10 protein-coding genes are annotated in these 12,331 nt (G+C 66.7%); 5 read left to right on the top strand and 5 right to left on the bottom strand.

Annotation, left to right across the window (positions count from 1 at the left end):
* The first annotated feature begins 2 nt into the window (after positions 1–2).
* The 4 genes from SJY40_RS03660 to SJY40_RS03645 are packed head-to-tail and all read left to right on the top strand — an operon-like array spanning position 3 to position 4,311.
* A complete protein-coding gene (locus SJY40_RS03660; RefSeq protein WP_378942870.1) occupies positions 3–908 on the top strand; it encodes an ABC transporter permease in 906 nt (301 codons plus the stop codon).
* Positions 909–911: 3 nt separating this feature from the next.
* Positions 912–1,925 carry an ABC transporter ATP-binding protein gene (locus SJY40_RS03655; protein WP_378942868.1) on the top strand — a complete coding sequence of 338 codons (1,014 nt, stop codon included), beginning with the start codon at positions 912–914 and terminating at the stop codon, positions 1,923–1,925.
* On the top strand, positions 1,922–2,896 hold the full coding sequence (locus SJY40_RS03650) for an ABC transporter ATP-binding protein (protein WP_378942865.1): 975 nt from the start codon (positions 1,922–1,924) through the stop codon (positions 2,894–2,896). The genes SJY40_RS03655 and SJY40_RS03650 overlap by 4 nt, the downstream gene beginning before the upstream one ends.
* 23 nt (positions 2,897–2,919) lie before the next feature.
* The gene (locus tag SJY40_RS03645) at positions 2,920–4,311 is read left to right on the top strand and encodes a M20 family metallopeptidase (RefSeq protein ID WP_378942863.1); all 1,392 of its coding nucleotides are present in this window, start codon (positions 2,920–2,922) and stop codon (positions 4,309–4,311) included.
* 14 nt (positions 4,312–4,325) lie between these two features.
* On the opposite strand, the gene SJY40_RS03640 is transcribed toward SJY40_RS03645, so the two are convergent.
* The 5 genes from SJY40_RS03640 to SJY40_RS03620 form a co-directional block, all read right to left on the bottom strand.
* Entirely contained in the window at positions 4,326–6,956 is a 2,631-nt protein-coding gene (locus tag SJY40_RS03640; RefSeq protein ID WP_378942860.1) for a chromosome segregation protein SMC, read from the bottom strand.
* The gene (locus SJY40_RS03635; RefSeq protein ID WP_378942858.1) at positions 6,953–8,065 is read right to left on the bottom strand and encodes an exonuclease SbcCD subunit D; all 1,113 of its coding nucleotides are present in this window, start codon (positions 8,063–8,065) and stop codon (positions 6,953–6,955) included. Before SJY40_RS03635 ends, SJY40_RS03640 begins: the two co-directional genes overlap by 4 nt.
* Positions 8,066–8,210: 145 nt before the next feature.
* Complete coding sequence (locus SJY40_RS03630) at positions 8,211–9,515, bottom strand: TRAP transporter large permease (protein ID WP_378942855.1); 1,305 nt, start codon at positions 9,513–9,515, stop codon at positions 8,211–8,213.
* Between the two features lie 57 nt (positions 9,516–9,572).
* The gene (locus SJY40_RS03625; protein WP_378942853.1) at positions 9,573–10,160 is read right to left on the bottom strand and encodes a TRAP transporter small permease subunit; all 588 of its coding nucleotides are present in this window, start codon (positions 10,158–10,160) and stop codon (positions 9,573–9,575) included.
* Positions 10,161–10,164: 4 nt separating this feature from the next.
* A complete protein-coding gene (locus SJY40_RS03620) occupies positions 10,165–11,151 on the bottom strand; it encodes a TRAP transporter substrate-binding protein (protein ID WP_378942851.1) in 987 nt (328 codons plus the stop codon).
* Positions 11,152–11,378: 227 nt separating this feature from the next.
* Here SJY40_RS03620 and SJY40_RS03615 point away from each other — a divergent pair, with 227 nt between their 5' ends.
* Positions 11,379–12,311 carry a LysR substrate-binding domain-containing protein gene (locus tag SJY40_RS03615; RefSeq protein WP_378942849.1) on the top strand — a complete coding sequence of 311 codons (933 nt, stop codon included), beginning with the start codon at positions 11,379–11,381 and terminating at the stop codon, positions 12,309–12,311.
* The last annotated feature ends 20 nt before the right edge of the window (positions 12,312–12,331 follow it).

Raw genomic sequence — 12,331 nt, 5'->3', positions numbered from 1 at the left:
CCATGACCGACACATTCCAGTCACCCGATCCCCTGCTGGCCGAGATCACCGGCCCCACCCCCGGCCAGCGCCTGCGCCGCCGCGTCTTTGGCCATCAGGGCCTGATCTTCGGCGCATCGGTTCTGGGCCTGCTGGTGCTGGTCGCAATCTTCGCGCCGCTGCTGGCCCCGCATGACCCCTATGCGCAGGATCTAATGAACCGCATGAAGCCGCCGGTCTTTCTGGACGGCACATGGGACCACCCGCTTGGCACCGACCATCTGGGCCGCGATTACCTGTCGCGTCTGATCTATGGCGCGCGGGTCTCGCTGCTGATCGGCACGGTGGCGGCGCTGATTTCGGGCACCATCGGCACCATCATCGGCGTCAGCGCGGGTTACTTCGGCGGGCGCGTCGATGCGGTGGCGACCTTCCTGATCAACGTCCGGCTGGCCCTGCCGGTGGTGCTGGTCGCGCTGGCGGTCGTCGCGCTGCTGGGCGGGTCGCTGCAGGTGGTGATCTGCGTGCTGGGCCTGCTGCTGTGGGACCGTTTCGCGGTGGTGATGCGCACCTCGACCTTGCAGGTGCGCAAGCGGGACTATGTCACGGCGGCGCGGGCCATCGGGGCATCCACCACCCGCGTGATCCTGTCCGAGATCATGCCCAACATCGTCAACAACCTGATCGTCGTCATCACGCTGGAAATGGCCCATGCCATCCTGCTGGAGGCGGTGCTGTCCTTCCTTGGCCTTGGTGTCCAGCCGCCCACCCCGTCCTGGGGGCTGATGGTCTCCGAGGGCAAGAACATGATGCTGTTCGAACCCTGGCTGGTGCTGATCCCCGGCGCGATCCTGTTTGTTCTGGTGCTGGCGATCAACCTGCTGGGTGACGGCCTGCGCGACGTGACCGCCCCCGAAAGCCGAGGCTGACCCATGTCCCACACACCCCAAGACGCCATCCTGTCGGTGCGCAACCTGACCATCGACATCCCCACCGACACCGGCACCCTGCACGCCGTGCGCGGAATCGATTTCGACCTGAAACCCGGCCAGACGCTGTGCATCGTCGGCGAAAGCGGGTCGGGGAAATCGCTGACCTCACTGGCGGTAATGGGCCTGCTGGGACGCGGCATCAAGCCCCGCGCCGACGTCATGCGCTTTGACGGCATTGATCTGACCACCGCCCGCAAGCGCCAGCTGCGGTCGCTGCGCGGCGCGCGGATGTCGATGATCTTCCAAGAGCCGATGACCTCGCTGAACCCGGCCTATACCATTGGCGATCAACTGACCGAGGCGATGCTGATCCATGGCAACACCACCCGCGACGCCGCCCGTGCCCGCGCGATCGAGCTGTTGCAGAAGGTCGGCATCACCGCCGCCGAAAGCCGGCTGACGCAATACCCCCACCAGCTGTCGGGCGGCCTGCGTCAGCGGGTGATGATCGCCATGGCGCTGATGTGTTCGCCCGATCTGATCATCGCCGATGAACCCACCACGGCGCTGGACGTGACCATTCAGGCCCAGATCCTGCGCCTGCTGAAAGATCTGCAGCGTGAAATGGGCATGGCGATGATCCTGATCACCCATGATCTGGGCGTGGTTGCCCGCATCGCGGACAAGGTCGCCGTCATGTATGGCGGCGAATTGGTCGAGACCGGCGACACCGCACAAATCTTCGCCAAGCCGTCGCATCCCTATACGCGCGGGCTGCTGAACTGCATCCCCCTGCCGGGGCGGGCCGAGCGGGGCGCCAAGCTGGGGACCATTCCGGGCATCGTGCCGTCGCTGGTGGGCGATGTGCAGGGCTGCGCCTTCCGCACGCGTTGCCCCCACGCCCGCCCTGCCTGCCGCGGCGACATTCCGCGCCATGCCGATGGCGACCACGCCTTCCGGTGCATCGACCCGCAGGGCTTTGCGCATACGGACCAACCAGAGGTGCAGCCATGACCCAGCCCGTCCTTGAACTGCGCGACGTCACCAAGACCTATGCCATCAGGAACGGGCTGTGGGGCAAGCCCAAGTCGCTGACCGCCCTTCGGGGGATATCGCTGTCGTTGCAGCGTGGCGACGTGCTGGGGCTGGTGGGCGAAAGCGGTTGCGGGAAATCCACGCTGGCCAAGATCTTGCTGGGGCTGGAACAGCCGACCGGCGGCCAGGTGCTGGTCGATGGCCAGCCGGTCATGGGCACCGACCGCCTGTCGCTGGCCCGCCGCATCCAGCCGATCTTTCAGGATCCCTATTCGTCGCTGAACCCGCGCAAGACCATTCAGGACATCATCGCCCTGCCCCTGCGCGTGCATGGCATCGGCGACGAGGCCTCGCGCATGAAAGCCGTGGTCAACATCCTTGACGTGGTCGGTCTGCCGCGCCGCGTGCTGACCAGCTATCCCAGCCAGATGTCGGGCGGGCAGCGCCAGCGCGTGGCCATCGCCCGCGCGCTGATCATGCGCCCCGAGATCGTCATCTGCGACGAACCGACCTCGGCGCTGGATGTCTCGGTGCAAAGCCAGATCCTGAACCTGCTGGGCGAATTGCGCGACGAATTCAACCTGACCTATCTGTTCATCAGCCATGATCTGGCGGTCGTCGAGCATCTGGCGACCCGCGTGGCCGTCATGTATCTGGGCCAGATCGTCGAGGAGGACACCACAGAGGCGCTGTTCCGCGACACCCGCCACCCCTATTCCCGCGCCTTGCTGGAATTGGTGCTGACGCCGGACCCGGCCCTGTCGGTCCCCGATACGCAACTGGGCATGGCCTATCCCAACCCCATCGACCCGCCATCGGGCTGTGCCTTCCACCCGCGCTGCGTGGCGGCGACGGATCTTTGCAAGGCCCGCGAACCGCGCATGCTGCCAACGCACGGTGGTCGCATCAAATGCCACCTGCACGATCCCGAAATCCCGATGCCCGCATGAACTTCAAGGACAGGAACCCCCTCATGACCCGCAACGCCGCCATCGAACAGGCCACCGATTATTTCGCCAGCGGGCGGCTGCAGTCCGATCTGGCCGCGCTGGTCGGTTATCGCAGTGAAAGCCAGAACCCTCGGCAGGACGCGGTGCTGCAGGATTATCTGACGCAGGCGATCCTGCCGCGTCTGACCGCCCTGGGCTTTGACTGCACCATCCATGACAACCCCGGCACCCAGGTCGAGGGCGGTCCCATCCTGCTGGGCAGCCGGATCGAGGACCCTGCCCTGCCGACCGTCCTGACCTATGGCCACGGCGATGTCATCTGGGGACAAGAGGGACAATGGCAGGACGGACTGGACCCTTTCACCCTGACCGAACGGGGCGACCGGCTCTATGGTCGCGGTTCTGCCGACAACAAGGTGCAGCATCTGGTCAATATCGCGGCGCTGGAAGCCGTGCTGGCCGTGCGCGGCAAGCTGGGTTTCAACGTCAAGATCGTCATGGAGATGAGCGAGGAGATCGGCTCGCCGGGGCTGGCGCAGATGATGCAGATGCACCGCGATGCGCTGCGGGCTGACGTGCTGATCGCGTCGGACGGGCCGCGCCTCAGTGCGGAACGGCCCACGATGTTTATGGGGTCGCGGGGCGGGTTGTCCTTTGATCTGGTCGTGGACCTGCGCAAGGGTGCGCAGCATTCGGGCAATTGGGGCGGTCTGCTGGCGGATCCAGCGATCATTCTGGCGCATGCGCTGGCGACCATCACCGACGCGCGCGGCCAGTTGCAGATCCCCGAATGGCGCCCCGACAGTCTGACCCCCGATATCCGCGAGGCCCTGCGCGACCTGCCCATCGGCAGCGACGAGGAAACCCCCATCGACGCCGACTGGGGCGAGGAAAGCCTGACCCCTGCCGAACGTGCCTATGGCTGGAACAGCTTTACCGTGCTTGCGATGAAGGCAGGCATCCCCGAGGCCCCCGTCAACGCCATCGCCGCCAGTGCCAGCGCCCGCTGCCAGCTGCGCTATGTCGTGGGGACCGATGCCGACCGCATCCTGCCCGCGCTGCGGCAACATCTGGACGACCGCGGGTTCGGCAACGTCCAGATCCGGCCCACGGACAAGGGCATCTTCGGCGCGACCCGGCTGAACCCGAACCACCCCTGGGTCGCCTATGTCCGCGCGTCGCTGAAGCAGACCACCGGCAAGGACCCGCATGTGCTGCCCAACCTTGCGGGATCGCTGCCGAACGACTGCTTTGCCGACGTGCTGGGCATGCCGACAGTCTGGATCCCCCACAGCTATCTTGGCTGCAACCAGCATGCGCCCGACGAACATGTCCTGAAGCCGGTCTGCCGGGAAGCCATGCAGGTCATGGCCGGCCTGTTCTGGGACATCGGCACGGTCAGCCCGGCGTCGTGATCCCGTGACGGCGCTCAGGTCGCGGTGATCGTCACCTGCGCCCTGTCGCCGCCCAGGACCGCGAAGGCCCGCTGCCGGCAGGTCAGCACGATGATCTGCTGATCGCGGGCGACATGGTGCAGGGCGTTGAACATCGCCTCGATCCGGTCATCATCGCTGTGGACCAGCGCGTCGTCCAGGATCACCGGCACCGCCGTCCCTGCCCGCGCGAACAGCCGTGCAAAGGCCAGCCGCGTCAGGATCGCGATCTGTTCGCGGGTGCCGCCGGACAGGATGTCCAGGGCCTCGGACTGGCCATCACGTGTCAGGGCCACGGGCAGCAGCGTCTGGTCGTCGATCTGGACCGACGCCCCCGTGTGCAGCACTGCCAGCAGCGGCTCCAGTTCCTTCATCACGGGACCGAAATAGGTTTCGCGGGCGCTGCGACGGGCATCCTCCAAGGCGCTGCGCAGGCGGAACAGGGCCTTGACCTCGGTGTCATAGCGGGCGGCGCGGGACTGGGCGGCGGCCAGCCTGCCGCGCACCTCGTCCAGCTGTTCCTCGATGCCCTGTTCGGCCATCGTCCCGATCGAGCCGTTCAGCGTGGCCAGTTCCTCACGCAGGGCGGCGCGGCGGTCCTGCGCCTGCGCCACGACGGATTCCATCCGCTTCAGCTGCGCCGCAGCCATCCCCTGATCGGGCGCGGAACGTTCCAGCGTCTGGCAATGCGCCTGCGCCTCGGCCTGTCGCGCCTGATGGGTGACCAGATCATTGCGCAGCTGATGCAGGCTGGCGGAAAGCGCCGCCAGATCGCCGGCCTCGGCCAAGGCGGTTTCGGCGGTGCGATTGGCCGAGGCAAGCGTGGATCGTGCAGCGGCCCGCGCCTCGGAGGCTGCAAGGAAGGCGGCATGGGCCTGCGTCGCGGCATCGCGGGCATCGGCTTCGGCCTGGGTCGCGGCGGCCATCGCGGCATCCAGCGTGGCGTGGTCTTCAGGGGGCTGGTCGCCGCCCGTCCCCGCATCGGCCTGTGCCTTGGCATGCGCCTGTCGCAGCGCATCCAGCCCGTCGGGCGCCAGCTCCGCCAACATCCGTCCGGCGCTTTCGACGGATTGGTCCAGACGCTGCGCCTCGGTCAGCTTGCGTCGTGCGTCGGTCAGGGTTTCGGCACCGCAGGCGGCCAGTCGATCGGCCAGATCGCGGGCCGCAGCGGCCACCGCCTGCCGGTCGCCGCCCGCGCCATGCCCCGGCTGGATACGCATGCGGCCGATGCCGGGCAGGTCGAAATCACGGGCTTCGGTCAGGCTGTGCAGCCCTTCGGCCAGTTCGTCCGCCCCATCGCACACCCGCAGCGCACCGTCATAGCGCAGATCGAGGCTGACGTTCGCCGCCGCCATCTGTGCGGTCAGCTGTTCATGTCTGTCCCGCGCATCTTCGGTCGCGGACAGCAGCTTGGGCGTCACGACCAGCAGACCCCGCGCGGCGCGGTCGGTCTCCAGCGTCCGGCGCAATTCCTCGGCCCGCTCAAGGCTGCGGCCCAGCTGTTCGGCCTGCCTGCGGGCGGCCTGCGCCAGTTGCGCCCGCTGCGCCTGCGCCATGCGTTCGGCTGCCGCGCGGCTGTCGGCCTGTGCCTGCGCCAACAGCGCGGCGGCTGCGGTGTCGGCCTGCGCCAGTTCCCCGGCGCGGGTTTCGTGGCGGGCGGCGGCCTCACTGGCCTGCGCCAGATCCGCCTGAGCGCGCGTCACCCGTTCCGACAGATCCTGCAGCCGCTGGATTTGGGCGGCGGTGTTGTCGGTCGTCATCGCGGCCAGTTTCAGCCCCCGCTGCGCCTCGGCCAGCTTTTCGGCGTGGGCGGCGGCCTGCGCCTGCGCCTGTCGCGCCTGTTCCAGGGCCTGCCTGCGCTGGTCGTCGGCCTGCGGGTCCTCCAGTTCGCGCAGGTCGGGCTGAACCTCGGCGCGGCGGGCCAGATCGCCCGACAGGCGCGCGGCCTTGGCAGCCAGATCGCCTTCCTGCTGACGCAAGGCCTCGGCATCGGTCTCGGCGCGGTGCCATTCGCCCCCCGTCCGGGGCTTGCCGGTCGCCGTGGCCAGACGCGACAGCGCCTCGGACAAGCGGGCCACGACCGCATCCAGCCGCCGCCCCCCGGTCATCATGTCAATTTCCCCCGCGACCGAGGACAGCAGATCCCGCCGCGCCCCCAGCCCGCGTTCGCGTTCATTCTTGTCGCTGGCCGAGCTGCCCTCGGGCTCCAACCCCAAGAGACCCTGCCGTACCCACAAAAGCCCCGAGGGACCGGCAAGCCCGCCGCCCAGCATCGCCTCGATCCAGGCTTCGGCCTCATCGTCTTGGGCAATCAGGCGACCGTCGCGCAGGACGCGGGCGGTGGCGCGGGACAGCCAGCGTTTTTCGATGCGGAAGCGGCCATCGGGCAGGTCGATCTCGACCGCGACCTCGGGGGCGCCGCCAGAATGCGGCTGCAACGCCTTGACCGCGGCCTTGGCACCGCGATGGCGTTCGAAGAACAGCGCGTGCATGGCGTCGAAGAACGTTGATTTGCCGAATTCATTGGGCTCGGACAGAACGGTGACGCCGTCGCCGATATCGTCGATCCGGGCGGTCTGACCGGCAAAGCGGCGGATGTTGGTCAGTTCGATTGCGCGGATCTTCATGCTTGCACCTTCAACGCCAAGGCATAGAGCCGCGACAGGGCATTGCCCGAAACCTCGCGCTCGGACAGGGACAGGGTGGGGTCATGGGCCTCGGCCAGCAGGGCTTCGGCGGCCTGCCGCAGGGCGCCTGCGTGGTCGATCTGGTCCAGATCGTCGGGGCGGGTGTCGGTCGCCAGCTGGCCGAAGTCGTGATCGAACCAGCCGAAATCGGGGCCGATCGCCTCGGCCTTGGCCTCGAGCGTGCTGCGATCAGCCAGGGGCAGCCGACCCGTCGCCTGCAGGCGCAGCAGCAGATCGCGGCGCAGATGCGCGGCGGGCAGCTCGGCATCCAGCCGCGCCGCCGGGTCGTCGCCGGGCAGCAGGTCCAGCATCAGCGTGCGCCATTGCAGCGTGCCGGTTTCGACGACATCGACCCGCGCACCGCCATCCAGCGTGACCAGCAACGCACCGGCGGTCATGTCATGCTTGAAGCCGTCAGCCTCGGGCGATCCGCAGTACCAGGTTTCCGTGCCGACCTGCATCCGCCCGTGCCAGTCGCCAAGGGCCAGATAGTCCAGGCCGGACATGCGCGCGCGATCCGGCGGGATGATGCCCGGCACCCCCTCCTCGCCCGAGAAATCGGTGATGGCGCCGTGGCCCAGCCCAATGCGCAGGCAGCCTTCGGGCGTCGGGGCGGACATGGCGGCGGTCAGATCGCGACCGGGGCGGCGCTGCGTGCATGGCGCTGGCAGCAGCATGGCGTGATCGTTCAGCGCAAGAGGCGTGTCATCGGTGACGACCTGCAGGTTCGGCAGATCCTGGGACAGGATGCGCCGCCACAACTCGGTCGCGGCAAGGCTGTCGTGGTTGCCGGGCAGCATGATCCAGCGGATGTCGGTCTGGGCGGCCATGGCGCGCACCGCGTGGCGCAGAGTGTCAGGCGCGGGGGTTTCCGCATCGAAGGTGTCGCCCGCCAGCAGCACCGTATCGGCACCGCCGTCGCGGGCGGCCTGCGCCAGCCGGGCGATGGCACCGTGGCGCGCTTCGCGCAGGCGGTTGCGGATGGCTTCGGGGAAGCCGCCGAAGGCCTTGCCCAGATGCAGGTCCGACGAATGTAGAAAACGAAGCATCATGAACCCCTTGTACGCGCCTGCCATGGATCGCGTGGCAGGGCGGGCTTGGCAAGGGCATGACCGCTAAAATTGTCCCGGGCTGATATGCGAAACCCGCGCCGGTGGATCACCGGCGCGGGTCGATGTCGGGACGCGCGGGGCCTCAGCCCAGTAGCAGATCCGGCAGGAAGGTGACGATGCCCGGGAAGGCCGCCAGCGTCAGCGCGAACAGGATCATGATCAGCAGGAACGGGAAGGTCACCTTGGCGATATAGGCGGTGCTGCGCCCGGTGATGTTCTGGATGACCGCGAAGTTGAAGGCGACCGGCGGGGTGATCTGCGCCATCTCGACGACCAGCACCATGAAGATGCCGAACCAGACCTTGTCGAAGCCCGCGGCCTCGACCAGCGGCAGCACGACCGGCAGGGTCGTGGCGATCATCGAGAACCCTTCCAGCGCCGTGCCCAGTACCAGATAAAGCGCAATCAGCGCCATGATCAGCACGATGGGCGACAGCTGCATCTCGGTCACGATGGCCGTCACCGCGGCGGGGATGCCCAGGGTCGAGGTGATGTTGCCCAGAACCGATGCCGCAAGGATGATGATGCCCATGACCGAACAGGTCTGCACCGCCCCCAGCACGATGTCGCGCAGGATGCGGGGCGACAGCGCGCCCTGCCACCAGGACACGCAGAAGGCACCCAGGACGCCAAGAGCCGCGGCCTCGGACGGGGTGGCGATACCACCGTACATCGAGCCCAGCACGCAGAGGATCAGGAACATCACCGGCGCCAGATCGCGCAGGGCCGCAAGGCGGTCGCGCAGCGGCATGTGGCGCATGGCGCGTTCGCTTTCGGGCACCATGTCCGGGCGCATCGCGCTGCGGATCATGATATAGGCCGCAAAGGTCGCCGCCAGCAGCATGCCGGGGATGAAGCCCGCCGTGAACAGACGCAGCACCAATTCATTGGCCAGGACGCCATACATGATCATCACCGTCGAGGGCGGGATCAGGAAGCCCAGGGTCCCTGCCCCGGCCAGACTGCCGATGGCCAGTTCCGGCGAATAGCCGCGCGCCAGCAGTTCCTTCAGCGTCATGCGGCCCACGACCTGCGTGGTCGCAGCCGACGACCCCGAAATGGCGGCGAAGATGGAACAGCCGACCACGTTCACATGCAGCAGACGGCCCGGCAGCAGACCCGCCCAGGGGGCAAGGCCGGAAAACAGCGTCTCGGACAGCTTGGTGCGGAACAGGAACTCGCCCATCAGGATGAACAGGGGCAGCGCCACCAGATCGGGGGTGGTCAGGATGTTGAAGACATATTGCGGAAACAGCCGATCGACCGGCAGCCCGGTGAAGATCAGGGCCAGCCCGATGGCCGTGCTGAGCAGCGCGATGCCGATCCATGCCCCTGCGGCAAGTGTGCCGAACAGCAGGCCGAACAGGCTGAAGACGATGGCGCCCATGAAAATTCCCTCGTGTGGTTCTTATGTGTGGGACGGATCTGCGCCGCCCCTTTCAGATCATTCGATGGCGCTGGCCGCGCCAAGCGCCGGGTTGTTAACGGGATGCCCGATCAGGGCCGTGAAAAGCCGCGCGACCATTTGGAAGGCCAGGATGCCCGCGCCCACGGCCAATACGACCTGCGGGATCCACAGGGGCGTGAAGCTGTCCTGGGACACCTCGCCATAGGTCCAGGTGCGATGGGCGAATTGCGCCAGCCAGACCGTCAGCGGCACCGTCACGATACAGCCCAGCAGCGCGGACATGCATTCGATCAGGCGCGCGAAGCGGCCCTTGCCAGCGGCCAGCAACAGCTCGACCCGCAACTGCAGGCCGGCGCGCAGCGTCATGCCGGACCCCAGCAGGAAGGCCGCCCCCATCAGATAGGCGCTGTATTCCCACCCCACGCCGGTGCCCGACGGAAAGGCCGGGATCATGCGGCTGACAAAAGCCATCAGCGTGTCGATCAGCACCAGCAGCGTCAGCGCGACGATGCACAGCCCTGCGATCCACGCCCCGGCAAGCGATGCCAGATCCGCCGCCCTCTGCAGGGCGGCGATCGGACCGCGCGGACCGGCCTTCGGCAGGTAATCCGTGCCGTCACACATCATCTTACTGCCCGTTCCGTGCAGCCAGATAGGCATCGGCCACGGGCTTGGCATCAGGCACGCGTTCGAAGAATTCGTCCTGAACGCCCTGGGCCTTTTCCTTGATCTGGGCCATCAGATCGTCCGAGATCTCGACCAGTTCCATGCCGTTCTCGGTCATGGTGGCGACGCTGTTGACGTCGCTCTGGCGCGAGATGTCCCAGAAGCCGGGCTGCAGGTCGGTGGCGACCTTCTGGATGGCGGTCCGATCTTCCTCGGACAGGCTGTTCCACTTGTCCAGATTGATGGTGACCGCGTTCGAACCCCAGGTGTGGTTGGTGGGATAGATGTAATCCAGGAATTCCCAGAACTTGCCGTCCACCCCCGAGGTGGCCGAGGTCGCAACGCCCTGCACGCGGCCCGATGCCAGCGCGGGCAGCAATTCGCCCCAAGGCATCGCGATGCCGTCCATGCCAAGGCTGGAGACGATGTCCACGGTGTTCTTGTCGGCGCCACGCACGGTGATGCCGTGGAAGTCGTCGATATCCTCGACCTTGGTCTTCAGATAAACGTATTGTGCCGGCGAGGGCACCATATACAGGATCTTCTGGTTGTAGCGTTCGGCCAGCTTCTCGAACTCGGGGCGCAGAACCTCGTGATAGGCGGCAAGATCCTCCATGTCCTCGACCAGGAAGGGCACGCCCTCGGCGCCGAACAAGGGGTTCAGACCGACCTGCTGGCTGATGTTGACATCGCCCATGTCGGCCAGACCGTCGCGCACCGCACCCAGCTGGTCGGGGCCCTTGAAACCAAGCGAACCGGCGGGATGGACGGTGATGACCACCTCGCCGTCGGTGGCCTCTTTGACGGCCTCGGCGAAGGTCTTGGCGTTTTCGGTCATGAAGTTGCCGTCGGGCAGAACCTCGGACAGGCTCAGCCGGGTTTCGGCACCGGCGGTCTGGGCCATCAGCACGACGGTCGCGGCCCCCATAAGAAGTGATTTAAGCGTCATTCCCAAACTCCCTGCTATCTGCCCCGTCTCATTCGATGCGGTACGGGGTGCGCGTCTAGCGTCTGTTGTATGTCTGCACCCCGGACCTTAGCGGCCACCGGTCGAGGGCGGAAAGACGCGATACATCTGACATGATCGCGAATGCTTATGCATCCGTGCACCCCGTCCAAGCATGCGGTATAGGCGGTCCGCAAGACAGCCACCCCACGGAGGATCGACCAAGCGACATGGACATCAAACGACTGAACGCCTTCGTCAAAATCGTGGATATCGGCAGCATCACCCGCGCCTCGGCCATCCTGCACATCGCCCAGCCCGCGCTGAGCCAGCAGATCGCCGCGCTGGAGACGCATTTCGGCAAGCCATTGCTTTTGCGGTCGAAACGGGGCGTCGTTCCGACCGAAGCGGGAAAATACCTGTACAGACATTGCCAGACCATCATCCGGCAGATGGAGCAGGCCGAGCGCGATATCGCAACCTCCTCCGAAGAGATCACGGGCACCGTCAGCGTGGGTCTGGCGCCTTTGGGCCTTGGATCGCTGGTCGCGGCGCAGTTGATGCAGGTGATGCGCGAAAAACATCCCGGCATCCTGTTGCACATAAATGAGGCAGTTGGCGGCGGTGTCATCAGTGAACAGATCATGACGGGCAAGATGGACGTCGCGCTGATCTTCGATCCGGGCAAGATCCCCAGCCTGTCCTTCGAACCCGTCTGCACCGAAGAACTGTTCTTCGTCGGCACTCGCATCGACGCCCCCGAAGACGGCATCGAGGACGGCATCGAGGACGGAGAGATATCCTTTGCCGATGCGCTGTCGCATCCGCTGATCCTACCCAGCCCGATCCATACCGTGCGGCAGGTGATCGACATGACGCTGGCGCGCGCGGGGCTGAACGCGCAGGTCATCGCGCAGACCGAGACGATCTCGATCCTGTCGAATGCGCTGGCCGAAGGGCTGGGCAGCACGATCCTGCCCGAATCCGCGACCCGCGCCCTGCAGCGCCGCTTTCCCGATGCCCGCAGCTATCGCATCCGGCGTCCCAACATGAAGGTCAGCATGTCGATCTGCGTTTCAGCGCAGCTGCCTCTGTCCGAGGCGGCGGGCGTGGTGCGCGACGAACTCAAGCGCCTGACAACCGAAGCATCGGCCGCGCGCTGACAGGACACGCGCGCCCCGTC

This window comes from Paracoccus sp. R86501, assembly GCF_042466435.1.
Taxonomy (GTDB): domain Bacteria; phylum Pseudomonadota; class Alphaproteobacteria; order Rhodobacterales; family Rhodobacteraceae; genus Paracoccus.
The sequence above is the reverse complement of the archived record's forward strand: the minus strand, read 5'-3'. Positions and strand labels throughout refer to the sequence as shown.

Bases quoted from the DNA above. Each gene is read 5' to 3' on its own strand.
- SJY40_RS03650 (WP_378942865.1), top strand. From the start codon at position 1,922: ATGACCCAGCCCGTCCTTGAACTGCGCGACGTCACCAAGACCTATGCC.
- SJY40_RS03655 (WP_378942868.1), top strand. From the start codon at position 912: ATGTCCCACACACCCCAAGACGCCATCCTGTCGGTGCGCAACCTGACC.
- SJY40_RS03615 (WP_378942849.1), top strand. From the start codon at position 11,379: ATGGACATCAAACGACTGAACGCCTTCGTCAAAATCGTGGATATCGGC.
- SJY40_RS03630 (WP_378942855.1), bottom strand. From the start codon at position 9,515: ATGGGCGCCATCGTCTTCAGCCTGTTCGGCCTGCTGTTCGGCACACTT.
- SJY40_RS03620 (WP_378942851.1), bottom strand. From the start codon at position 11,151: ATGACGCTTAAATCACTTCTTATGGGGGCCGCGACCGTCGTGCTGATG.
- SJY40_RS03660 (WP_378942870.1), top strand. From the start codon at position 3: ATGACCGACACATTCCAGTCACCCGATCCCCTGCTGGCCGAGATCACC.
- SJY40_RS03640 (WP_378942860.1), bottom strand. From the start codon at position 6,956: ATGAAGATCCGCGCAATCGAACTGACCAACATCCGCCGCTTTGCCGGT.
- SJY40_RS03625 (WP_378942853.1), bottom strand. From the start codon at position 10,160: ATGTGTGACGGCACGGATTACCTGCCGAAGGCCGGTCCGCGCGGTCCG.
- SJY40_RS03645 (WP_378942863.1), top strand. From the start codon at position 2,920: ATGACCCGCAACGCCGCCATCGAACAGGCCACCGATTATTTCGCCAGC.
- SJY40_RS03635 (WP_378942858.1), bottom strand. From the start codon at position 8,065: ATGCTTCGTTTTCTACATTCGTCGGACCTGCATCTGGGCAAGGCCTTC.